Origin of the sequence: Tateyamaria algicola, from assembly GCF_047715485.1 — a bacterium.
In the GTDB taxonomy this organism is placed as follows: Bacteria; Pseudomonadota; Alphaproteobacteria; order Rhodobacterales; family Rhodobacteraceae; genus Tateyamaria.
The window spans coordinates 682,400-705,246 of sequence record NZ_CP180422.1 but is presented as its reverse complement, the minus strand read 5'-3'; the positions used below and the strand labels follow the sequence as shown (position 1 = coordinate 705,246).

The 22,847-nt window shown below is 65.2% G+C and carries 16 protein-coding genes and 2 pseudogenes; 15 read left to right on the top strand and 3 right to left on the bottom strand.

The window, feature by feature from the left end; translation table 11 throughout:
- The first annotated feature begins 105 nt into the window (after window positions 1-105).
- The 5 genes from ACMHLQ_RS05900 to ACMHLQ_RS05880 all read left to right on the top strand — a co-directional run bounded on the left by ACMHLQ_RS05900 (window position 106) and on the right by ACMHLQ_RS05880 (window position 7,493).
- Window positions 106-1,518, top strand: coding sequence for a YcjX family protein (locus ACMHLQ_RS05900; RefSeq protein ID WP_415403863.1), 1,413 nt, complete (start codon window positions 106-108; stop codon window positions 1,516-1,518).
- On the top strand, window positions 1,515-1,964 hold the full coding sequence (locus ACMHLQ_RS05895) for a GNAT family N-acetyltransferase (protein ID WP_415403862.1): 450 nt from the start codon (window positions 1,515-1,517) through the stop codon (window positions 1,962-1,964). The genes ACMHLQ_RS05900 and ACMHLQ_RS05895 overlap by 4 nt, the downstream gene beginning before the upstream one ends.
- The gene (locus tag ACMHLQ_RS05890; protein ID WP_415403861.1) at window positions 1,964-2,974 is read left to right on the top strand and encodes a YcjF family protein; all 1,011 of its coding nucleotides are present in this window, start codon (window positions 1,964-1,966) and stop codon (window positions 2,972-2,974) included. Before ACMHLQ_RS05895 ends, ACMHLQ_RS05890 begins: the two co-directional genes overlap by 1 nt.
- A 4-nt stretch (window positions 2,975-2,978) precedes the next feature.
- Window positions 2,979-4,595 (top strand): FAD-dependent oxidoreductase, encoded by a 1,617-nt coding sequence (locus ACMHLQ_RS05885; RefSeq protein WP_415403860.1) that lies wholly within the window; start codon window positions 2,979-2,981, stop codon window positions 4,593-4,595.
- A 216-nt stretch (window positions 4,596-4,811) separates the two neighbouring features.
- Window positions 4,812-7,493 (top strand): DUF2339 domain-containing protein, encoded by a 2,682-nt coding sequence (locus ACMHLQ_RS05880; protein WP_415403859.1) that lies wholly within the window; start codon window positions 4,812-4,814, stop codon window positions 7,491-7,493.
- Here the strand turns inward: ACMHLQ_RS05880 and ACMHLQ_RS05875 are convergent.
- Window positions 7,490-8,665, bottom strand: coding sequence for an FAD-dependent oxidoreductase (locus ACMHLQ_RS05875; protein WP_415403858.1), 1,176 nt, complete (start codon window positions 8,663-8,665; stop codon window positions 7,490-7,492). The two genes, ACMHLQ_RS05880 and ACMHLQ_RS05875, sit on opposite strands and share 4 nt — an antisense overlap.
- A 253-nt stretch (window positions 8,666-8,918) precedes the next feature.
- Between ACMHLQ_RS05875 and ileS the strand changes: the two genes are divergently transcribed.
- On the top strand, window positions 8,919-11,825 hold the full coding sequence (gene ileS / locus ACMHLQ_RS05870; protein WP_415403857.1) for an isoleucine--tRNA ligase: 2,907 nt from the start codon (window positions 8,919-8,921) through the stop codon (window positions 11,823-11,825).
- 35 nt (window positions 11,826-11,860) lie between these two features.
- Entirely contained in the window at window positions 11,861-12,115 is a 255-nt protein-coding gene (locus ACMHLQ_RS05865; RefSeq protein WP_415405236.1) for a DUF3253 domain-containing protein, read from the top strand.
- Window positions 12,116-12,281: 166 nt separating this feature from the next.
- Here the strand turns inward: ACMHLQ_RS05865 and ACMHLQ_RS05860 are convergent.
- Window positions 12,282-14,473, bottom strand: a pseudogene (locus ACMHLQ_RS05860) (primosomal protein N').
- A 90-nt stretch (window positions 14,474-14,563) separates the two neighbouring features.
- On the opposite strand from ACMHLQ_RS05860, the gene fsa reads away from it, so the two are divergent.
- The 5 genes from fsa to ACMHLQ_RS05835 all read left to right on the top strand — a co-directional run bounded on the left by fsa (window position 14,564) and on the right by ACMHLQ_RS05835 (window position 18,610).
- Window positions 14,564-15,217 carry a fructose-6-phosphate aldolase gene (gene fsa, locus ACMHLQ_RS05855; RefSeq protein WP_415403856.1) on the top strand — a complete coding sequence of 218 codons (654 nt, stop codon included), beginning with the start codon at window positions 14,564-14,566 and terminating at the stop codon, window positions 15,215-15,217.
- Between the two features lie 280 nt (window positions 15,218-15,497).
- Window positions 15,498-16,205 (top strand): DUF484 family protein, encoded by a 708-nt coding sequence (locus ACMHLQ_RS05850; protein WP_415403855.1) that lies wholly within the window; start codon window positions 15,498-15,500, stop codon window positions 16,203-16,205.
- A complete protein-coding gene (locus ACMHLQ_RS05845; RefSeq protein WP_415403854.1) occupies window positions 16,202-17,122 on the top strand; it encodes a tyrosine recombinase XerC in 921 nt (306 codons plus the stop codon). The genes ACMHLQ_RS05850 and ACMHLQ_RS05845 overlap by 4 nt, the downstream gene beginning before the upstream one ends.
- A gap of 112 nt (window positions 17,123-17,234) precedes the next feature.
- Window positions 17,235-17,816: a cytochrome P460 family protein gene (locus tag ACMHLQ_RS05840; protein WP_415403853.1), complete on the top strand. Its 582-nt coding sequence runs from the start codon at window positions 17,235-17,237 to the stop codon at window positions 17,814-17,816.
- A gap of 104 nt (window positions 17,817-17,920) precedes the next feature.
- Window positions 17,921-18,610 (top strand): CDP-alcohol phosphatidyltransferase family protein, encoded by a 690-nt coding sequence (locus tag ACMHLQ_RS05835; protein ID WP_415403852.1) that lies wholly within the window; start codon window positions 17,921-17,923, stop codon window positions 18,608-18,610.
- Window positions 18,611-18,717: 107 nt separating this feature from the next.
- On the opposite strand, the pseudogene ACMHLQ_RS05830 reads toward ACMHLQ_RS05835, so the two are convergent.
- Window positions 18,718-19,172: pseudogene (locus tag ACMHLQ_RS05830) on the bottom strand (methylated-DNA--[protein]-cysteine S-methyltransferase).
- A 118-nt stretch (window positions 19,173-19,290) separates the two neighbouring features.
- Between ACMHLQ_RS05830 and ACMHLQ_RS05825 the strand changes: the two are divergent.
- From ACMHLQ_RS05825 to ACMHLQ_RS05815, 3 genes are read left to right on the top strand one after another with little or no spacing between them, the layout of a single operon-like run.
- Window positions 19,291-20,523 (top strand): MFS transporter, encoded by a 1,233-nt coding sequence (locus ACMHLQ_RS05825; RefSeq protein ID WP_415403851.1) that lies wholly within the window; start codon window positions 19,291-19,293, stop codon window positions 20,521-20,523.
- 1 nt (window position 20,524) lies between these two features.
- Complete coding sequence (locus ACMHLQ_RS05820; RefSeq protein ID WP_415403850.1) at window positions 20,525-21,922, top strand: MATE family efflux transporter; 1,398 nt, start codon at window positions 20,525-20,527, stop codon at window positions 21,920-21,922.
- Window positions 21,922-22,788 (top strand): 50S ribosomal protein L11 methyltransferase, encoded by an 867-nt coding sequence (locus tag ACMHLQ_RS05815; RefSeq protein ID WP_415403849.1) that lies wholly within the window; start codon window positions 21,922-21,924, stop codon window positions 22,786-22,788. The genes ACMHLQ_RS05820 and ACMHLQ_RS05815 overlap by 1 nt, the downstream gene beginning before the upstream one ends.
- The last annotated feature ends 59 nt before the right edge of the window (window positions 22,789-22,847 follow it).

The window sequence follows — 22,847 nt, the reverse complement described above, 5'->3', positions numbered from 1 at the left end:
AAAAATCCCCGCCGGAGGCTCCCGCACCCACAGCCCGCGCGCACGCCTATGGTACAGCACCGCCGCCCACCCTATGTTGCACCCATTCAAGGAAAGAGGCCCCTCGTGGTTCTGACAACACTCGCCGACGGGGTACTCAACGTCACCCAGGGCATTTATGACACCGGCGCGGACCTGCTGGGCGAACCCACGATCCGGCTGGGCGTCACGGGTCTGGCGCGGTCGGGCAAGACGGTGTTCATCACCTCGCTTGTGGCCAACCTGCTGGACCGGGGGCGCATGCCGCACCTGCTGGCGGCGAGCGAGGGGCGCATTGCTGCTGCTTACCTGCAACCCCAGCCCGATGACACCGTGCCGCGCTTTGACTACGAGGCGCATATCGGCGCGCTGACCGGACAGCCGCCCAGCTGGCCCGACAGCACCCGCGCGGTGAGCGAGCTGCGCGTGTCACTGCGCGTCAAACCCAACGGATTGCTGGCAGGTCTGCAGGGGCCGCGCACGATCCACCTCGACATCATCGACTACCCGGGGGAATGGCTGCTCGATCTCGGGCTGCTGGATCAAACCTATGACGACTGGTCCGCCGCGACCCTGACACGGCTGCAAAACCGCGCCGTCGGCGAACAATATGCGCGTGCCGTGCGGGATATAGATGGCACCGCCAAACTGGACGAGGTGCAGGCCAAGGCGCTCGCCGCCAGCTTCACCGACTATCTGCACGCCGCGCGCGCCGCCGGGTTCTATGACTGCACACCCGGGCGCTTCCTGCTGCCGGGGGACCTTGCAGGCTCGCCAGTGCTGACCTTTGCCCCGCTGCCCACAGGCGATGCCCCCCGCCGATCCCTGCGCCGCGAGATGGCCCGGCGGTTCGAGGCCTACAAGACCCGCGTTGTGCGCCCCTTCTTTCGCGACCACTTCGCCCGCATCGACCGGCAGGTGGTGCTGGTCGACACGCTGGGCGCGATCCATTCCGGCCCGGCGGCGGTCGAAGACATGCGCGCGGCGATGACCGAAATCCTGTCGGCCTTCCGGCCGGGGCGCAATGCGTTCCTGACCCAGCTTTTCCGCGGAAAACGGGTCGAAAAGATCCTGTTCGCCGCGACCAAGGCCGACCACCTGCACCACTCCCAGCACGGCAAGCTGACCGCGATCATGGAGGCGTTGACCCGCGATGCCCGCGACCGCGCGCGCTTTGCCGGGGCGGACACACAGGCGCTTGCCATTGCCGCGCTACGCGCCACGACCGAGGAAACGATGACCCATGACGGCGCGCCGCTCGACGTGGTGCGCGGCACGCTGCTCGATACGGGCAAGCAGGCGGCTTTCTACCCCGGCGCGCTGCCCGATGATCCGGGCCACATCCTGAACCCGGCCAAGGCGGGGGCCGACAGCTGGCTGGACGAAGACTACCGCGTCATGCGCTTTGCCCCCGCGCCGCTGACCCTGCGCCCGGGCGATGGCCCGCCCCACATCCGCATCGACCGCGCCGCGCAGTTCCTGTTCGGGGACAGGTTGTGAGCGCGCCATCCCTGCGCCAAGCCCGCAGTACGGATGCGGGCAAAGTAGGTGCGATCCTGTCCGCCTTCATTGACGAAAACGACTGGATGCCGCGCCTGCACACCCGCGCCGAAGATGTCGGCTTTGCCGCCCACATGATCGACAAGGGCTGGGTGACGGTGGCAGAGAGCGATGGCCAGATCACAGGTTTCATCGCGCGGGACGATGCGTTTGTTCATGCGCTCTATATTGCCGCTACGGCCCGTGGGCAGGGGTGCGGCACAGCGCTGTTGCAGGGTGCGCAAGGGCAGTCGGACACGCTCGATCTGTGGAGCTTTCAGGCCAACACCCGCGCGCAGGCGTTCTATCGCAAACACGGCTTTGCCGAGGTCGAGCGCACGGACGGTGCGCGCAATGACGAGGGCCTGCCCGATATCCGGCTGCTCTGGAAAAGGGAGGGTACCTGATGGCCAAAGGCCCGGTTCTGATTGAAATCGAAGATGAAGCGGCCCCACCCGTGGCAGACGCACCGCCCGTGCCGGACACCGGCATGCCAGGCCCGACCAACGCCTCGCTTCAGGTGGCGGCGCGCGTGGTTGCGCGCAAACCATCGCGCATCGCGCGGCTGTTCTGGGCCGTCACGGGCGCCCTGCTGACGGCGGTGATCAGCGCGGCGGCCTGGGATTTCATCAACGGTTGGATCGCGCGTTCGCCGGTTGTGGGGTGGACCTTTGCCGCGCTGGTCGCTGGGTTCGTATCGATCCTGCTGGTGATGGCGCTGCGCGAACTCGCGGCCCTGCGCCGCCTCACGCGGATCGACGGGTTGCGCCACAGCGCGGCACAGGCGCTCGAAGCGCAGGACCTGGGTGCTGCGCGCAAGGTCGTGGACCGGCTCGATACGCTGTACCGCGCGCGTCCCGATACCGATTGGGCCCGCGCCCGGCTGGCCGAATTGCGCGGCGATCAGATGGATGCGGCGGGCCTGCTGGCGCTGGCCGATGACACGCTTCTGTCCCCGCTCGATCAGGCGGCAGAGCGTGAAGTCGAAGCCGCCGCGCGGCAGGTCGCGACCGTCACGGCGCTGGTGCCGCTGGCGCTGGCGGATGTCGCGGCGGCCCTCACCGCGAATCTGCGCATGATCCGCAGGATTGCCGAGGTCTATGGCGGGCGCGGGGGCCTTTTGGGCAGTTGGCGATTGACCCGCGCCGTGATGACCCACCTTGTGGCCACGGGCGCCGTGGCCGTGGGGGATGACATGCTGGAACCGCTATTGGGCGGCTCGATACTGGGCAAGCTGTCGCGCCGCTTTGGCGAGGGGCTGGTCAACGGCGCCCTGACCGCGCGCGTGGGCGTCGCCGCGATCGAGGTCTGCCGCCCGCTCGCCTTTGCACCCGGCAAACGGCCCAAGGCGCGGCGACTGGTGAAACAGGCGCTGGGTGGACTATTTCAAAGCCAAAGCAACCAAGCACAGGAGTGATCTGATGGAAACATTCGCCGCCGACCTCACCACAATGGTGCGCACACCCCTGACCCCGGACCATGTCGCCGCCATGCGCCGCGTAGGCACCATCATCGACGTCAAGGCCGGGGAGTGGTTCCAGAAGGCGGGCGAGCGTATCGACACGTTCCACTACCTGCTCTCGGGCGAGACCGAAGCGGTTAATGCGGCCACCGGCAAACGTTATGGCAATGCCACGCTGGGGCCGGGGCAGTTCTTTGGCGAACTGGCCTTTCTCACTGGCGGGCGGGCGTTCATGGGCGCGCGGGCGGTGCAGGACACGCAACTGCTCTGCGTACGCCGCGATGACATGCTGAAACTCATGTCCGACATGCCGGAGATGTCCGATATCATCATCACCGTGTTTGCCGCGCGCCGTCGCAGGATGCTGGATCTGTCCGAGGGTGGCTTGACCCTGATCGGGGGCGAGGTCGACCGGGATGTCCGCCGCATCGCCAGCTTTGCCGCGCGCAACCGCATCCCTTTTGTCGAGGTTGGGCTCGACAGCAGCGAAGGCAACGATCTGGCCGCCCAATGCAGTATCAACCGCGCCCATCCGGCTGTCGTCTTTGCCAAGCATCAGGTGATCGACCCGCCCACCCCGCGCGGCGTGGCGCAGACGCTGGGCCTCGACATGGCGCTGCGCAAGGAAGACGTCTATGACGTGGCCATCGTGGGCGGCGGCCCGGCGGGTGTCGCTGCGGGCGTCTATGCCGGGGCCGAAGGGCTCTGCGCCGTCGTGCTCGAGGATCTGGCCATCGGCGGGCAGGCGGGCACCTCCTCCCGGATCGAGAACTACATGGGCTTTCCCACCGGCATCTCGGGCGGCGACCTCGTGGGGCGGGGCGAAGTGCAGGCGATGAAGTTCGGCACACGATTTGCCGTGCCTGTGCGTGCGCAGCACCTCGAACAATGCGAAAAGCACCTGTTTCACATCCAGCTCGATACCGAGGATTGGGTGTCGGCCAAGGCCCTGGTCGTGGCCACAGGCGTGCAGTACCGCCGCCTGCCGCTCGACAACCTCGAAGCGCTCGAGGGTTCGGGCGTCTACTATGCCGCAACAGATGTCGAGGCGCGCTATTGCCGCGATACCGAGGTCGCGATCATCGGCGGGGGCAACTCGGCCGGTCAGGCGGCCATGTTTCTCACCCGCACTGCCAAACATGTGCACGTGCTGGTGCGTGGCGAGGGGCTGGCGGCGTCGATGTCGGATTACCTGCTGCAACGGCTGGAAAGCCATCCAAGGATCACGATCCACCTGTGCACCGAGGTCAAGGAACTGCACGGCGACACCACCCTGACGGCGATCACGGTGCGGGATCGCAAGGGCGGGCAGGACTGGCAGATCAACACCAAGGCGCTGTTCGTCATGGTCGGGGCCGCCCCCAACACCGAGTGGCTGTCAGGGCTGGTCGAACTCGATGACCGGGGATTTGTGCGCACGGGTCGCGATGTGGGCGGGCGGGACGCCTATGAAACCTCGCGTCCGGGCATATTCGCCGTGGGCGACGTGCGTGCGGGATCGGTCAAGCGGGTGGCCAGTTCCGTGGGCGAAGGGTCGGTTGTGATGTCCGCCGTCTGGAACCACATCAACAGCTAGGCGCTGCGGTCTTTGATGCAAAGACCGGCAGGAAACCGACACGGTTTCCGCGACGTTCCGCGCCTTCATCTGCGTCAGAAAACTGCGCCGGAGTGTGCGGAGGTGCGCCTCCTGTCTTGCTCCAATCTCCGCTCATTCCCGCAAGGGTCTGGAATACCTTGCCTTTTACCGGTGCCTCCGCGCAACTAAGTTACCTGCAGAGTAGGGAGACAGGCGATGGAAGCGATGTTGGTGCTCTTGGGTGTGGTGGTTCTGGCCATTCCCGTTGCCGTGATCTACCTGCTGGTCTCTCAATCCGGCCTGCGCACCAGGGTCTCCACGCTGGAGAGCGAGCTTGCCCAATTGCGCAGCGGGCCGACCCCCACAGCAGAGCCCGCCAAGGCTCCACCGGCCAAGGACGCCCCCTGGCAAACGCAGGCAGAGGCAAAGCCGAAAGAGACGCCCAAGCCCGCGCCCGCTGCTGCGCGCGTGATTGCAAATCGACAGGCAGAGGTGGCGAAGGCGCCCCCTGCCGAACCCTCTGCACTGGCACGCCTGATCCCGTGGTTGATGGCCAACTGGTTCTACGCGGTCTCTGCCGTGTCCCTCGCGCTGGCCGGTCTGTTCCTCGTGCAATACGGGGTAGAAAACGGCCTGTTCCCGCCCACGGCGCGGGTCTTGGCAGCGCTGGGCTTTGGCGGCGCGCTGATCGTGGGGGGCGAGGTGATCCGCCGCCGGTTCGGCGACACGCCGGAGCACAGCACCGCCTACCTGCCGTCGGTCTTTTCCGGGGCGGGGCTCGTGTCCCTGTTCGGGGGCGTGGCGGCGGCGCACCTGCTTTATGATCTGGTCGGGCCCGAGGCCGCCTTTATCGGCATGGCCGCAGTCGGCGTGATCGGCGTCGTGCTTGGCTGGCTGCACGGCCCGCTGCTGGCGACCATCGGGGTTGTGGGCGCGTTCGCAGCGCCGTTTCTGGTCAGCACGACCGTGCCCGCAAGCGCGTGGCTTTACCTCTACTTCGCGGTGATCACCGCGCTGGGCCTCGGCATCGACACGCTGCGCCGCTGGGCCTGGGTGTCCGCACTCAGCGTCGGCCTCGGCTTTGCCGCAGGCTGGGCGGTCGTGCAGGGCGGAGGGGTCGATCTGACGCTCGGCTTTCAGGCGCATGTGATGGTGATGGCCGTGCTTGCGATCCTGATCCCGGCCCGGTCGTTCTGGCCCGATCATGGGGGCGTCATGCTGTCCCGGTGGGTGGTGCGGATCAAGGGCGACCGCCCCGGCTTTCCCACATATCTGGCAGCGGCCTCGGTGGCGCTTGCCTCGATCGGGCTGGCTTGGACCAGCGTGATCGGGACAGAGCAGTTCTGGATGGCGATCCTCAGCCTCGTGATCCTGACGGCGGCCCTTGCGCTCTGGTCGGTCTCGGCGCGCGCCTTACAGGACCTCGCCATTCTGCCCGCACTAGCGCTGGGCGTCAGCGTGGTGCTCGAGGGCGTGCAGGGCGGGCCGGTTGTCCGTGCCTTTGCCGATGCCTACGCCCAGAACCCCGAGGCCAATTTTCCCATCGCGGTGAGCGTGCTCTGGGGCATCGGGCTGGGCCTCAGCCTGATGGCTGCGGGGCGCGCCATGCGGGACGGGGCAACGCTGGCCTGGACAATTGCCGCCGCACTGATCGCGCCGGTCATGGCCGTGGCGCTCGAGGTGACATGGGCCCCGGCCAAGGTGATCGGCGCCTACCCCTGGGCCCTGCACGCCATGGTCATGGCGGCAGTGATGGTGGGACTTGCCCTGCGCTTTGCTCAGGCGGACAAGGCGGACAAGACGCGCGCCTCGCTCTTTGTGCTGTCGGCGCTGGCCGCAATCACCTTTGGCCTCGTGCTGATCCTGTCGCTGGCCGCGCTGACCGTGGCGCTGGCTGTGACGGTGCTGGTGGCGGCCCTTCTCGACCGGCGCTTTGATCTGCCGCTGATGCAGATCTTCATCACCATCGGGGTCGCGGCCGTGGGCACCCGCCTGATCGCTGATCCGGGGCTCGGCTGGGCGCTGGATGCGCCGCTCTGGGAAATGCTGTTGGCCTATGCCGGAGCGCTGGGCGCGTTCTGCGCCAGCCTCTGGGCGCTGCGCGGCAAGGGGCGCCCCACCGCGCAACTGATGCTGGACACCGCCGCGTGGTCGACGGGCGGCGTGCTGGTCTCACTCTTGCTGTTCCGTGCACTGGATGCGCTGCTGGGCGAGGACGGGACGTTCTCGCACTGGGGCTTTGGCCTGTATGCCGTGATCTGGCTGGGCCTGATGCTGGCGCAACTGGTACGGCTCGAGCGGTTGAGCGGGCTGCTGAACTGGGTGCGTATGGCACTGGCGGCTGTCTTTGGCCTGATCGGGTTCGGCGCGCTGGCCGTGGCGCTCACCTTGCTCTCGCCCTTGCTGACGGGCTGGGGGCCGGATGTGGCGGGGCCACCGCTGCTCAACACCTTGCTGGTTGCTTATCTGCTGCCCGCCGCCGTGCTGGCGCTGGCCGCCTACCGCCTGCGCCACCCCATTGTGCGCCGCGCCTTTGGCGGCGCTGCGGCGGCACTGGCCGTGTTCTGGGCATTTATGGCGCTGCGCCATCTGTGGCAGGGGCCAGACGGGATGGAGCTGTCGGACGGCTTCCTGCAAGGCGAACTCTACAGCTACACTGTTGCATTGCTGATTGCTGGGGCGGCTCTGTTCTACCAGTCGCTGGCGCGCAACTCCGTGCCCTTGCGGCGCGCTGGCCTCGTGGTGATCGGGCTGGCGGTGGCCAAGGTGTTCCTGATCGACATCTCCGGGCTCGACGGGCTGACGCGCGTGCTCTCGCTGGTGGTGCTGGGCCTGTCGCTGGCCGCGCTGGCCTGGCTCAACCGCTGGGCACAGGGCAAGGCCGCCGCCGAGGGCTAGCGCAGCGGATCGCCCTTGGCAAAGGCAGGCAGCAAAGTGCCACAAACAAGGTGAGATAGAATGCGCGGCACGGGTGGGATCATCGACAGGGGAAACAGCACCTGATCGCGCAAGACAGGCAGCCAGCGGCTGTCGGACTGGTATTGCGGCGTGAACGCCCAACTCATCCCCTGATAGGCCCGCACATGCCAGCGCCGCGCCTTGGCATAGGCGGGCAGGGCGTCCCGAGGGCCGTTGACCTCCAGCGCGCGGGCCAGCGCATAGGCATCCAGCAGGGCCATGTTCGCGCCCTGACCCAATTGAGGGCTGGCCTTGTGCGCCGCATCCCCGATGTGGACAACGCCACGCTCATAGGGAATTTCGAGCGTTCCGTGCGCATAGCGGGCCATGGTCATCTGATCGGGGTCGGTGATTTGCGCGACAAAGGGCGCAAATTCCGGCCACAGGGTTGCGGCATCCGCGCGCCAAGCCTCCAGCCCGGCACTGCGCCACGCCGCGTACCCGTCCCGGGGCAGGGACCAGAAGATCGCGGCCATCGGACCCGCTGCACCGGGCGGTGTTCCGATTGGCAGAACGCCCAGCATGTTGCTGGCCTTTCGGTATGTCTGGCGCAACTCATCCATCGGCAGATCGGTGTCCGCAGGCCAATCCACATTGGCCCAGAGCGCGCCATAGGGCAGGTCCTTGGACCGCAGCGGGGTCAGGGGGGATTTGGCCCCCAAAGCGTCGATGATCAGGTCGAACCCGTCGACCCTGGTGCCGTCCTTCAACTCCAGCACGCCGTCCTCCGCGCCGGACACGGCCGTGCCCAGCTGCAACGTGACCCCTGCGGCCACGGCCCCGTCCCACAGCGCCTGAAACAGCGCGTTGCGATGCACGGCCAGCCCGACCCGCTGGCCATCGCGGCGATCATACCAGACATCCAGCACCCGCCGCCCGCTTTGTGCCTCGTGGCCCAGCATCCGGTGCACGCGGTTGCCCGTCGCCATGACGGTGTCCAGCACGCCGCAGGCCCCCAGCACGGCTTGTCCGACAGGTTGGATGACAAGCCCCGATCCCACGGGTTCGGGGGCTGCAAACTGATCGAACAGGGTGATCTCGGCCCCGCGCGCGCGCAGAAGGATTGCCGCCGCCAACCCGCCGATCCCGGCCCCTGCAATTGCAATCTTCATGTCCTGCCCCGATCTGACGCCCCCATGCGTCACCTTAGACATGCCCCATCTGGCGAAAATGAGGCATCTTGGCCCACTGGACGGCTCCGAAACCCGCGCCTATAAGGCGGCCATGATGCATGTGATCATCATTCAGCGAATTATGTCCCCGGCGCTCTGACAGACCTTCGAGCCGCCGGGTAAAGGTGCTTGAGACCACTCGCACCGCACCATGCCATTGACCAAAAAGACCGACCGACAAAGGACGCCACCCATGTGCGCCGACACCCCCGAATACAAACACACCCTGAACCTGCCCAAGACCGACTTTCCCATGCGCGCAGGCCTGCCCAAGCGCGAGCCCGAATGGCTGGAGCGTTGGGCGCAGATCGGGGTCTATGACCGCCTGCGCGAGAAGGAAGGGCGGAAGCCGTTCACCCTCCACGACGGCCCTCCCTACGCCAACGGCCACCTCCATATCGGCCACGCCCTGAACAAGACGATCAAGGACATGATCGTGCGCTCCCACCAGATGATGGGCTATGACGCGCGCTACATCCCCGGCTGGGACTGCCACGGCCTGCCCATCGAATGGAAGATCGAGGAACAGTACCGCAAGAAGGGGCGCGACAAGGACGACGTGCCGATCAACGAATTCCGCGCCGAATGCCGCGACTTTGCCGCCGGCTGGGTCGACATCCAGCGCGAGGAATTCAAGCGGCTGGGCATCACCGGCAACTGGGATCAGCCCTACCTGACCATGGATTTCCACGCCGAACGCGTGATCGCCGAAGAGTTCATGAAGTTCCTGATGAACGGCACGCTCTACCAGGGCTCCAAACCCGTGATGTGGTCGCCCGTGGAACAGACCGCACTGGCCGAGGCCGAGGTCGAGTATCACGACAAGGACAGCTTCACCATCTGGGTGAAGTTCAAGGTGGTCGGCACGGGGGATATGACCCTCGACAGCGCGCAAGTGGTCATCTGGACCACAACGCCCTGGACCATGCCATCCAACAAGGCCGTCGTATACGGCCCCGACATCTCTTATGGCCTCTACGAAGTGACAGGGCGGCCCGTGGAATGCTGGGCCCGCATCGGCGAACGCTACATCCTCGCCGACAATCTGGCCGCGGATGTCATGGGCCGTGCACGGCTTGACGACACCATGTACCGCCGCCTCTGCGACATCACGCAAGAGGATCTGGCCAAGATCACGCTGACCCACCCGCTCAGCGGGGCCGAAGGTGCAAACGGCGAATGGGACGACATCCGCGACTTCCGCGCCGCCGACTTTGTCACCGACACCGAAGGCACCGGGTTCGTCCACTGCGCCCCCTCCCACGGGCTTGAGGAATACGAGCTCTACCGCGACCTCGGCATGCTGGAACAGGTGATCACCTACAACGTGAACCCCGACGGGCGTTTCCGCGACGACCTGCCGTTCTTTGGCGGCAAGGCGATCCTGAAACCCAACGGGAAGGAAGGGAACGCCAACGCCGCCATCATCGACAAGCTGGCCGAGGTGGGCGGGCTGCTGGCGCGCGGCAAGATCAAGCACAGCTATCCCCATTCCTGGCGCTCCAAGGCCCCGGTGATCTACCGCAACACGCCGCAATGGTTCGCAGCCATCGACAAACCCGTCGGCGACGGGCTGGATCAGCACGGTAAAACCATCCGCGAACGCGCGCTCACCGAAATCGACAACGTCAACTGGACGCCCAAATCCGGGCGCAACCGCCTGCATTCGATGATGGAGGCGCGGCCCGACTGGGTGCTCTCGCGCCAGCGCGCCTGGGGTGTGCCGCTCACCTGCTTTACCAAGAAGGGCGCGCTGCCCACGGATGACGACTTCCTGCTGCGCAACCCGCAGGTCAACCGGCGCATCACCTCGTCGTTCGAGGCCGAAGGGGCCGATGCCTGGTACGAGGAAGGGGCCAAACAGCGCTACCTCGAAGGGATCGTGAACCCGGATGATTACGAGCAGGTGACGGATATCCTCGATGTGTGGTTCGATAGCGGCTCCACCCACGCCTTCACCCTGCGCGACCGCGCGGACGGGACAGAGGACGGCATCGCAGACGTCTATATGGAAGGGACAGACCAGCACCGCGGCTGGTTCCACTCCTCACTGCTGCAATCTGTCGGCACCACAGGGCAAGCGCCGTTCCGCAATGTGGTGACACACGGATTTACGCTCGATGCCAAGGGCATGAAGATGTCGAAATCTATCGGCAACACCATCGTGCCCGAAGAAGTGGTCAAGCAATACGGGGCCGACATCCTGCGGCTCTGGGTGGCACAGACGGACTATACCGCTGATCAGCGGATCGGGCCGGAAATCCTCAAAGGGGTCGCCGACAGCTATCGCCGGCTGCGCAACACGATGCGCTATATGCTGGGCTCGCTGGCGGACTTCACGGATGCGGATCGCACGGACCCCGCAGATATGCCCGAGCTGGAACGCTGGGTGCTGCACCGCCTCGCGGAACTCGACGAGGTGGTGCGCGACGGTTATGCCGCCTTCGACTTCCAGCGGGTGTTCTCGGCTGTGTTCACATTTGCGACTGTGGACCTCTCGGCCTTCTATTTCGACATCCGCAAGGATGCGCTTTATTGCGACGGCGATACATTGCAGCGGCGCTCGGCGCGCACGGTGCTCGACATCCTGTTCCACAGGTTGACCACTTGGTTGGCACCGGTGCTGGTCTTCACGATGGAAGAGGTCTGGCTCGAACGGTTCCCGGGCGAGGGCAGTTCGGTGCATCTGGTCGACATCCCCGAAACACCTGGCTTATGGCGCGATGATGCGCTGGCGGCGAAATGGTCCGGCATCCGCGCCGCCCGGCGGGCGGTGACGGCGGCGCTGGAAATTCAGCGCACGGAAAAGGTGATCGGCGCTTCGCTTGAGGCGGCACCTGTGGTGCATGTGGAGGACACGGAGCTTGCCGAAACCCTGCGCGCCGTGCCGTTCGAGGATATCTGCATCACCTCGCAGATCAGCGTGACCAGCGATCCGGCCCCGGCCGAGGCATTCCGCCTGCCCGAAGTGGCGGGCATCGGCGTGGTGTTCGAAAAGGCCTCTGGTGACAAATGCGCGCGCTGCTGGAAAGTGCTGCCGGATGTCGGCACCCACAGTCATGACGGCGTGTGCGGGCGGTGCGAGGCGGCACTGACCTAGGCAGCGCGCCTGTGCGCCCCAGGCCACGGCCCGTGATGATGGATGATGCGCAGATACGGGCCGCGATCCTCGACGCGGTCCACGCGCGCGGGGCGGGCAAGACCATTTGCCCGTCCGAGGTTGCGCGCGCATTGCGCGATGACTGGCGCGACCTGATGCAAGACATCCGCCGCATCGGCCAGATCCTGGCGGACGAGGGGCAGCTGGCGGTCACGCAAAGGCGCCAGACGGTGGATGCAACCCGGGCCAAAGGTCCCATCCGCTTCGGCTTGCCCGTTTCTTCTGACTGAAAATACCATGGGGGGGTCCGCAAGACGGGGGCAAAGCCCCAACACCACTGCCAATGTAAGGCGCAGCTTGCTGCGCCCAGCCCATCGGTCGGGCAGGGCGGAGGACACCTCCGCCTTACACATGCAAATGTCGCCCGTAAGGCGCACCTGTGGTGCGCCCCGCCTGTCAGTAAAAACTCTGCGGATCGATATCGACGGCAAGGCGCAAGTCACCCTTCAGGCGCAACTGCCCCACCCATTGCGCAATCGCGCCCTGCAGGGCCACGCCCTTGCCCGCCTTCACCAGCAACCGCACCCGGTGCCGCCCGCGCACCCGCGCGATGGGCGCCGGGGCCGGGCCAAAGACCTGCGCGCCGATGCGGGTCAGGGGGGTCGGATTGCGCGCCAGCGCATTGGCCGCATCAAACACCTGCGCCACATCCGGCCCGCTCAGGATGATCCCGGCCATGCGGCCATAGGGCGGCACACCGGCCGCCTCCCGCTCGGCGGCTTCGGCGCGCCAGAACCCTTCCTCGTCGCCCGCCAGAATGGCGCGGATGACCGGGTGCTCGGGCTGAAAGGTCTGCAACATCGCCGTGCCCGGCTTTTCTGCGCGCCCCGCACGGCCTGCCACCTGCCGCATCAGTTGAAAAGTCCGCTCTGCCGCGCGCAGATCCGACCCCTGCAGGCCCAGATCGGCATCAATAACGCCGACCAAAGTCAGGTTGGGAAAGTTGTGGCCCTTTGCGACCAGCTGCGTGCCGATCACCACATCCGCTCCACCCGCCGCGATGCTCTCGATCTCGGCCTTGAGCGCGCGAGCACTGCCATACATGTCCGAACTCAGCACAGCCACACGGGCGTCGGGAAACAGCTTCACCGCCTCCTCGCCCAACCGCTCCACCCCGGGGCCGACAGGGGCCATCCGATCCTCGGCCTCACAAGACGGGCAGACGGTCGGCATCGGCTTGGTCTCACCACATTGATGGCACATCAGACGTTTCAGGAAACGATGCTCGACCATGCGCGCGTCACACTGATCGCAGCCCACCTGATGGCCACAGGCCCGGCACAGCGTGATCGGGGCATAGCCGCGCCGGTTCAGGAACAGCATCGCCTGCTCACCAGCCTCCAGCCGCGCCTCGACCGCGCGTTTCAGCGTCTCCGACACCCAGCGATCCGAGGGCAGCTTCTCGGCGCGCATGTCGATGGTCTTCATCGTGGGCATCACGGCAGGGCCAAACCGTGCCTCCAGATCAAGGCGCGTGTACTTGCCGCTCTCGGCATTGGCCCAGCTCTCCAGCGACGGTGTGGCCGAGGCCAGAACCACCTGCGCCCCCAGCAGCGAGGCGTGCAGCACCGCCATATCGCGCGCATTGTACAGCACCCCGTCTTCCTGCTTGTAGGAGGTGTCGTGTTCCTCATCGACGACGATCAGCCCGAGGTTCTGATAGGGCAGGAACAAGGCCGACCGCGCCCCGATCACCAGTTGCGCCTGGCCCTGACCCACCATGCGCCAGATGCGGCGGCGCTCGGTCATGGTGGCACCGGAATGCCACTCGGCGGGCCGCGCGCCGAACCGCGCCTCGACCCGGGTCAGAAACTCGGCCGTCAGCGCAATCTCGGGCAGCAGCACCAGCGCCTGACGACCGGCGCGCAGACAGGCGGCCACGGCCTCGAGGTAAACCTCGGTCTTGCCCGACCCGGTCACGCCGCGCAGCAATGTGGTGCCATAGGCCCCCGCCTTGACTGCGCCAGCAATATGGCTTGCCGCACGCGCCTGATCGGGGGTCAACTCCTTGCTCGGGCGCTCCGGATCCAACGGCGCAAAGGGCAGATCGCGGGGGCTGTCCTCTTCCGCCACGGCCCCCTGTTTCACCAACCCCTTGATGACGGATGACGTCACACCGGACAACTCCGCCAACTCTTTCAAAGTAAATGACAAATCTCCGTACTCGGCCAGAAACTCCAGCACCCGACGGCGGGCATCGGTCATGCGGTCGGGTTCGGAGGCCCCCGCCGGTACACCTTGCGCATGGACGGCGGATCGCCCAGCCCCGGCGCGCGGGTCGCAAGGCGCAGCATCGCGGGCATGGGGGTCAGGGTATAGGCCGCCGCCTTTTCCAGAAACACACGCATCTCGTCGCGCATCGGGGCCACATCCAGCACACGCAACACCGAGCGCACCTTGGCATAATCGTAATCGCCCTTGCCCGGTCCCCAAACTACGCCCAGCACCTTGCGCGGGCCCAGCGGCACCTCGACAAAGGCCCCCAGATGGCAGCCGCCCTCGGGCGCCTTGTAATCCAGCGCACGATCCAGGGGCTGCGTGGTCAGCACGCCCACCAACGCCCCTTCGTCGAAAAAGGACGGGCTCATGTTAGCGCCAACATATCAGGGGTTCCAGCATCACCCGCCATGAGGTAAACGCTGATCAAGCAAACGCCAAGCCATCAAGAGAGGCCGCACATGAAATTCTTCGTAGATACAGCCGAGATCGACGCAATTGCCGAACTGAACGACTACGGGATGGTCGACGGGGTCACGACAAACCCCTCGCTGATCCTGAAATCCGGTCGCGACATCATGGAAGTGACCAAGGAAATCTGTGATCTGGTCGACGGACCGGTCAGCGCCGAGGTTGTCGCACTCGAGGCGGACGCCATGATCGCCGAAGGGCGCGAACTGGCCAAGATCGCCGACAACATCACCATCAAGCTGCCGCTGACATGGGACGGGCTCAAGGCCTGCAAGGTCCTGTCGGGCGAGGGACGGATGGTCAATGTCACGCTCTGCTTCTCCGCCAATCAGGCGCTGCTGGCGGCCAAGGCGGGGGCGACCTTCATCTCGCCCTTCATCGGGCGGCTCGATGACATCCACATCGACGGGATGGACCTGATCGAGGACATTCGCACCATCTATGACAACTATGGGTTTGAAACCGAGATCCTGGCGGCGTCAATCCGCTCGGTCGGGCACATCACCCAATGCGCGATGATCGGGGCCGACGTGATCACCGCACCGCCAGAGGTCATCAAAAAACTGGCGGGCCACCCGCTGACCAATGCGGGCCTTGATCAGTTCATGAAAGACTGGGCCAAGACGGGCCAGAAGATCCTGTAAAATCAGGCGCTTCCAGCCCGCCTCAACATGTCGCGCAAAGCATGGGGCCCCAGAGGAAAAATCCGGGGCTCCGATCCGTGAGTGATGGCTTGCGCGGTCGTGTTCATGGGCCCGATATGCCAGCGCCGCCCAGCCCGATCACGGGGAGAAGACGCAGGCCCTTCCCCCTCTCTGACGCGGATGCGCAACAGCCCGCGCAGACGCATGCAATTTATCGAACTTCGGGGCAGATTTTCACGATCCGCCATGCTAAGAAGCACCAAATAAAAAAGAGTACGGTATGAGCAGCCAGCCGAAAATCGACGACGCCTTGCGAGAGGCGATTATTACCCGTCCCGATGTCATCCTCGACGACAAGGATTTGATGCACGCTCTGATTGCGGCCAATGAACGGGCCATGGGCGGCAATATCGTGGACCTGCGCGGCCTTGCGATGGAACGTCTCGAGGCGCGGCTTGACCGACTCGAGGACACGCACCGCTCGGTCATTGCGGCGGCCTACGAAAACCTCGCAGGCACCAATCAGGTGCACCGCGCGATCCTGCGCATGCTCGACCCGCTCGAATTCGAACCGTTCCTACGTGATCTGGGCGGCGAAGTGGCCGAAATCCTGCGCGTGGATACGGTCAAACTGGTGCTTGAATCGGTGCAGAACGATTCCAACCCCGCCGTGCAACGTCTGGGTGATGTGCTGAACGTGGCCGAACCCGGCTTTATCGACGACTACCTGACCCAGGGGCGGGGCGGCACAGTCCGTCAGGTCACCTTGCGCCAGGTGCAGGACGCGGATGAAGAAGTTTACGGCGACGATGGCAACTGGATCCGGTCCGAGGCCTGCCTGAAACTCGACTTTGGCGACGGGCGCTTGCCCGGCCTTCTGGTCATGGGCGCCGAAGATCCGCACATGTTCGGCCCGCAACAGGGCACGGACCTGTTGGCCTTTTTCACCGGCGTGTTCGAACGGGCCATGCGGCGCTGGCTGGGATGAGCCTGATTTCCCCTGCCGCTCGTGACGCGCTGGAACAGTTTCTGGCGCATCAGCGCAGCATTCAGGGGGCGGCGGACAACACGATCACGGCCTATGGCCGCGACATCACCGAATTTCTTGCCTTCATGACCGAACATTCCGGCCAGACCCAGGGTTTGGGTGCGCTGGCCCGGATCAGCACGCAGGATATGCGCGCCTGGATGGCCCGCACGCGATCAGGCGGGGTTGGCGCACGTTCGCTCGCGCGCAAGCTGTCGGCGGTCAAGGCGTTCTACAAGTGGCTCAGCGGGCGGGAAGGGTTCGAACCCACGGCCGTGTTGTCCACCCGCGCGCCCAAGTTCACCAAGAAACTGCCGCGCCCCATTGCCGAGGATGCGGCGCGCGATCTGCTAGATATTGCATCGCTGCAATCGGACAAACCTTGGGTGGGTGCGCGCGATACGGCTGTGCTGACCCTGCTCTGGGGCTGCGGATTGCGGATATCCGAGGCGTTGGGGCTGACAGCGGGGCAGGCGCCCTTGCCGCAGGTGCTGCGGATCGTGGGCAAGGGCGGCAAGGAACGGATCGTGCCGGTGGTCGATGCCGCGCGCATGGCGGTTGACGCCTACATGGCCGCCTGTCCTTACGATCTGCCCGATGATGGGCCGCTGTTCCGCGCGATCCGGGGCGGGGCACTGGCCCCCCGCGCAATCCAGAAGATGATGGCAAGCGCGCGCATGCAGCTTGGCCTGCCGTCCTCGGCCACGCCGCACGCGATGCGCCACAGCTTTGCCACCCACCTGCTCAATGCCGGCGGGGATCTGCGCGCGATCCAGGAATTGCTGGGTCACGCGTCCCTGTCCACCACGCAGGCCTATACGGCGGTGGATACAGTCCGCCTGATGGACGTCTACGCCAAGGCCCACCCCAAGGCCTGAGCGCTTCACGCAAACGTGCACGAAGGTGATGAGGCTTGTCATGGATGCTATGCGACGGTGCCGTACGGCATACCGCCGCATACAAAATGACACGACCGAGGGGACCCCAACAATGATCCGCAAATTCGCGCTCGCCGCCGCGCTCACCATCGCCGCAGGCGCCGCCCACGCGCAGGACTGCACCGCCATCACCGTCGAAGACGCCTTTGATCTGGATGAGGCACAAATCAACGTGCTCTATGACTGCCTGCAAGAGAAAATGGCGACCGGCTACGCCAAGGAAGGCGACGAGGTCGGCGCGAACTACCGCAACTGGGCCGCGACAGCGACACGCCCCGGCGTGGCGGGCCCCCACGGCAACCGCCTGTTGAACACATTCGCCAATGACATCGCCGCCGAACAGTACCTCAAGTTCGAAGAGGAAGGGGTCGAGATGCCTGTCGGTTCCGTCCTCGCCAAGGAATCGATCACCGTCTCGATCAAGAAAAAGGCCGCACGCCCGGGTCCGCTGTTCATCATGACCAAGGTGGGCCTCGAGGAAGCGCCCGACACCGCCGGATGGCTCTATGCCGGGCTGCAGCCCAACGGCAAGGTGATGAAGGTCAAACAGTCCTTCTGCCATGATTGCCACGTGGGGTGGGAGGCGCAGGACCATCTCGGCTATCCTCTGGAAGAAGTCCGCCTCGGCCAATAACGACGCCACCAGGACCGGGCGTCGTTGCACCACTGGAACCGCGTCGATACATTCGGCGCGGTTTTGCATTTGCAACCACCCGCACGATGCCGCATGACGGTGCCATGACTGTCCAACTGCGCGCGCTCGGCGTCCATCTCTTTACCGCCACGGGCGCGGTGTTTGCCATGCTGGCGATGCTGGCGGCCGTTGATGCCAAATGGGATCTGATGTTCCTCTGGCTCGTCGTCGCCTTTTTCGTGGACGGGATCGACGGACCGCTCGCGCGCAAATACGACGTCAAGACCAATGCGCCCGAGTTTGACGGCGTCCTGCTCGACCTGATCATCGACTACTTGACCTATGTCTTCATCCCGGCCTTCGCGCTCTTTGCTTCGGGCCTCATGGCGGGGTGGACGGGCTGGGTGGCGATCATCCTGATCACCTTTGCTTCGGCGATGTATTTCGCCGACACGCGGATGAAGACCAGGGACAACTCGTTCTCAGGCTTTCCCGGCTGCTGGAACATGGTGGTGCTGGTGATCTTTGCGCTGGAACCCAACTTCTGGGTCAGCCTCGCGCTGGTCAGCGTGCTGGCGGTGGGGATGTTCCTGCCACTGAAATTCGTCCACCCGGTGCGCACGGAACGCTGGCGGCTGATCACCCTGCCCATGGCGCTGGCCTGGACATTCTTTGCGGGCTGGGCGGCCTGGGTCGACTTCCATCCCGAAAGCTGGGCGCATTGGGGGCTGGTGATCACGTCGCTCTACCTCGTCTTTGCGGGCATCCTGCAACAGCTTTTCCCACCACGCTGATCCGTTTTCCGACGCGGAAAACGGCTGGAAACTGACGCAGTTTCCACCACCGTCGCGCCGGTTTTCGCGTCGAAAACCAGCCGGAAACCGCGTCGGTTTCCGCCCCCTCAGATCAGGAAACCACCCGCACGCTCATGGCGCAACAGCGCCACCTTGGTCTCGACCCCGCCCGCGCCCGAAAACCCGGTCAGGCCCTTGGCGCCCATCACCCGGTGACAGGGGATGATGATCGGGATGGGATTGCCGCCACAGGCCTGTCCAATCGCCTGTGCAGGCACGCCCAGGGCCTTGGCGATATCGCCATACGTCACCGTCTCTCCAAAGGGGATGGCCGACATCGCATCGCAGACATCGCGCTGCAACTGCGTTCCGCGCACCTCCAGCGGCAGGTCAAATTCCTCCCGCGTGCCCGCATCATATTCGGCCAGTTGCGCCGCCGCCGCATCCAGCACGTCCGAGGCATCGGCGCAGCCCGAAACCCCCAGGTCAGGCGCACAATCGCGCCGCCGTCCTCAACAAGGGTCAGATCCCCAAATTGCGTATGAACATCGCGCTGTCTCATGGCCACATCCTGACTGACCCCACCCCGCCCATGCAACCCGGAACCTGTGCATCCGGGTCATGGCACATGTGCATTTTGGTCCCTCGTCAGCGCCCGCCAAAAGGCGTAAAGCATCCCCATGGCCCGCTTCGTTCCCCTCGCTGACGCCGGCACCCTGCCAAAATGGCGCCGCCCGACAGCCCTGTTGTTCCTCATGGCCTTTGCCATGCCCATCGGCTTTTCGGTGTGGCTGGCGCTGCTGAACAACTTTGTGGTCGAGGCGGCAAATTTCGACGGGCGCGACATCGGCCTGTTGCATGCGATCCGGGAAATTCCCGGCTTTCTCGCCGTGGGTGTCATCGTCGTCATCATGTTCATGCGCGAGCAGGTGCTGGGGCTGATCTCTCTTATACTGCTGGGCCTTGCCACCGCCGTGACCGCCCAATTCCCCGAATTGCGCGGCATCCTGATACTGACATTCCTCAGCTCGGTCGGCTTTCACTATTACGAAACGGTCAACCAATCCCTGCAATTGCAATGGATCGCCAAGGACCGCGCGCCCCAAATGCTCGGCTGGCTGCTGGCCGCCGGGTCCACCGCCACCTTCATCGTCTATTTCGTGATCATGGTTTTGTGGGAGCCGCTGGGCCTCACCTACAACACCGTCTACATGGTAGGCGGCGGCATCACGGCGGCCATCGCGGTCTTTGCCATGCTCGCCTATCCGCAGTTCGAGGCCCCGCACCCCCAACTCAAGCAATTCGTGCTGCGCAAACGCTACTGGCTCTATTACGCGCTGCAATTCATGTCCGGCGCGCGGCGTCAGATCTTCATGGTCTTTGCAGGCTTCATGATGGTCGAGAAATTCGGGTTCGAGGTGCACGAGTTGACGGCCCTCTACCTCATCAACCTGATGGTCAACATCCTCGTGGCCCCGCTTTTGGGCCGCATCGTTGCGGTTTACGGTGAACGCAAGGCGCTGGCCTTTGAATATACCGGCCTTGTGCTGGTGTTCCTCGCCTATGGCGGGGTCTATTTCCTCGGCTGGGGGCTGATGGTGGCCGCCGCGCTTTATGTGATTGATCATATCTTCTTTGGTCTCGCACTGGCGCTAAAGACCTATTTCCAGAAGATCGCCGATCCCCAGGATATCGCACCCACCGCCGCCGTGGCCTTTACCATCAACCACATCGCCGCCGTGGGCCTGCCGCTGCCTTTGGGTCTGTTGTGGCTGGTCTCGCCCGGTGCTGTCTTTTTCCTTGCCGCCGGCATGGCAGCGACCTCGCTGGCCCTGTCCCTGCTGATCCCGCGTCACCCGGTGCCGGGATACGAGACGCGGCTTGTGCGCCCCATGCCCGCCCCGGCGGAATAGGGTGGCCACGCTCACGACCCAAGGGCGCTTCCTCACCGGATCGACCATGGGCCACGTGGTGCGGATGACGGCGACGGGGGCCTTCGGCGTCAGCTTTGTCTTTCTGGTGGACGCCGCCAACCTTTTGTGGATTTCCCAACTGGGCCAGCCGCAACTGGTCGCGGCCATCGGCTTTGCCTATGCGATCCAGTTCTTCTCCGTCTCCTCCGGTGTGGGGCTGATGATCGCGGCGACGGCCCTTGTGTCGCGCCGCATCGGTGAGGGCGACAAGGCCGCCGCGCGCCGTCAGGCAGGGGCCGCAACAGCCATCGCAGCCATCATCCAGACAGTCGTCGCTTTTGCTGTCCTCACTTTTCGCCATGAACTGCTGGCCCTCGCGGGTGCGACGGGAGAGACCGCGGAACTCGCCGCCCGCTATCTGGCCGCCACGATCCTGTCGCTGGTGCCCATGGCCATAGCGCTGACCGCCTCGGGTACGCTGCGCGCCGAAGGGTACGCGGCCAAGGCCATGTATGTGACGCTGTTCTCGGGCGTTGTGCTGATGGTGCTCGATCCGATCTTCATCATCTGGCTGGGCTGGGGGCTCGACGGGGCGGCGTTCGTGCTGGTGCTGTTCCGGCTCAGCCTGATGGGGCTGGCCCTGTACTTCGCCGCCTATCAGCTTGACCTGATCGCGCGGCCCGACTGGGCCGGTGTCCGCACTACGTTGCGCCCCTACCTGGCCGTGGCTTTGCCCGCCATCGCAACGCAACTGGCCACGCCTGCGGGCAACTACTTTCTGACCATCGTGATGGCGCGGTTCGGCGATGATGCTGTTGCGGCATGGGCGGTGGTGGGGCGGCTGACCGTGCTGGCCTTTGGCGGCATCTTTGCGCTGTCGGGTGCGACGGGGGGCATCTTCGGGCAGAACTTCGGCGCCGGGCGCTATGACCGGCTGCGCAGCGCCTATCGTGACGCGCTGATCTTTTGCGGGGTCTACTCGGTGGTCACATGGGGCGTGCTGGTGGCGGTGACACCGCTTGTGATCGACGCCTTCGGGCTGACGGGGCAGGGGGCCGAGGTGCTGCGCGCCTTCACCTTCGTGGGGGCAGGCGGGTTCATCTTCGTGGGCGCGTTGTTCGTGGCGAACGCGGCCTTCAACAACCTTGGCCAGCCCATGCGCTCCACCCTTCTCGGCTGGCTCAAGGACGGCGTGTTCAGCTGGCCACTGGCGGCGCTGATGGCTGCACCGTTCGGCGCGGCGGGTGTGATCTACGGGCAGGCGGCGGCCGGTGTGCTCATAGGCACCCTTGCGGCGCTCTGGGGCTGGCGCTATGTGGCGCGCCTGGGGCCTGACAGCGATCTGCGCCCGCCACGCCCGCGCCCCTGGCCCAACCCTGACAGATATCGGAGCCGCTGATGCCCACCTGGACCGCCCTGACCACCGTACCCGGCAAAGCCGCTGGCGAAACCATCGGCGCAGCCCTCGAAAACCTCGACCCCGCGCCCACCGGCGTAGGCGTGTTCGAGGTCGAAGACGGCTCCGGCCTCTGGGAGGTTGGCGCGTACTTCACCGACAAACCCGACGAAACCGCGCTTTTGCTGCTGTCCACCGCGCTCGATGCCAAACCCTTCACCGTTTCCGAACTGCCCGAAACCGACTGGGTCGCCCATGTGCGGCGCGAACTCGCCCCGGTCGAGGCCGGGCGCTTCTTTGTTTACGGCAGCCACGACGCGGACAAGGTGCCAACCGGCAAACACCCGCTTCTGATCGAGGCGGCAATGGCCTTCGGCACCGGCCACCATGGCACAACACTTGGCTGCCTCAAGGCGCTCGACCGGCTGGCGGATCAGGGGTTCACCGGCACAAAAGTCGCCGATATTGGCTGCGGCACCGCCGTGCTGGCCATGGGGGCGGCGATCCTGTGGCCCGGCACCACCATCGCCAGCGACATCGACGCACAAGCGGTCGAGGTGGCGCAGGCCAACCTCGCCGCCAACAACATGAGCGGGGCTGTGGACGTGGTCGAGGCGGCTGGCTTCGACCACCCCGACCTCGCAGGCCCCTTTAACCTGATCTTTGCCAACATCCTCAAAGGGCCCTTGATCGCGCTGGCCCCAGACGTCACCGGGCGGCTGGAAACCGGGGGCTACGCGATTCTGTCCGGTATCCTGAACGAACAGGCCGACGAAGTGGCCGGTGTTTATACACAGCTTGGAAACAATCTGGCCCACCGCGAAGAGATTGGTGACTGGACCACACTGACGCTTCAGAAAAAGCCATAATTAGGCGCGTTTTTTACGGGTATTTGACGCAATTGCCCAGATTTCGCCACATTTCAGGC

Bases quoted from the DNA above. Each gene is read 5' to 3' on its own strand.
- ACMHLQ_RS05845 (WP_415403854.1), top strand. From the start codon at position 16,202: ATGAGCCTGATTTCCCCTGCCGCTCGTGACGCGCTGGAACAGTTTCTG.
- ACMHLQ_RS05815 (WP_415403849.1), top strand. From the start codon at position 21,922: ATGCCCACCTGGACCGCCCTGACCACCGTACCCGGCAAAGCCGCTGGC.
- ACMHLQ_RS05890 (WP_415403861.1), top strand. From the start codon at position 1,964: ATGGCCAAAGGCCCGGTTCTGATTGAAATCGAAGATGAAGCGGCCCCA.
- fsa (WP_415403856.1), top strand. From the start codon at position 14,564: ATGAAATTCTTCGTAGATACAGCCGAGATCGACGCAATTGCCGAACTG.
- ACMHLQ_RS05850 (WP_415403855.1), top strand. From the start codon at position 15,498: ATGAGCAGCCAGCCGAAAATCGACGACGCCTTGCGAGAGGCGATTATT.
- ACMHLQ_RS05825 (WP_415403851.1), top strand. From the start codon at position 19,291: ATGGCCCGCTTCGTTCCCCTCGCTGACGCCGGCACCCTGCCAAAATGG.
- ACMHLQ_RS05865 (WP_415405236.1), top strand. From the start codon at position 11,861: ATGATGGATGATGCGCAGATACGGGCCGCGATCCTCGACGCGGTCCAC.
- ileS (WP_415403857.1), top strand. From the start codon at position 8,919: ATGTGCGCCGACACCCCCGAATACAAACACACCCTGAACCTGCCCAAG.
- ACMHLQ_RS05840 (WP_415403853.1), top strand. From the start codon at position 17,235: ATGATCCGCAAATTCGCGCTCGCCGCCGCGCTCACCATCGCCGCAGGC.
- ACMHLQ_RS05875 (WP_415403858.1), bottom strand. From the start codon at position 8,665: ATGAAGATTGCAATTGCAGGGGCCGGGATCGGCGGGTTGGCGGCGGCA.
- ACMHLQ_RS05835 (WP_415403852.1), top strand. From the start codon at position 17,921: ATGACTGTCCAACTGCGCGCGCTCGGCGTCCATCTCTTTACCGCCACG.
- ACMHLQ_RS05885 (WP_415403860.1), top strand. From the start codon at position 2,979: ATGGAAACATTCGCCGCCGACCTCACCACAATGGTGCGCACACCCCTG.
- ACMHLQ_RS05880 (WP_415403859.1), top strand. From the start codon at position 4,812: ATGGAAGCGATGTTGGTGCTCTTGGGTGTGGTGGTTCTGGCCATTCCC.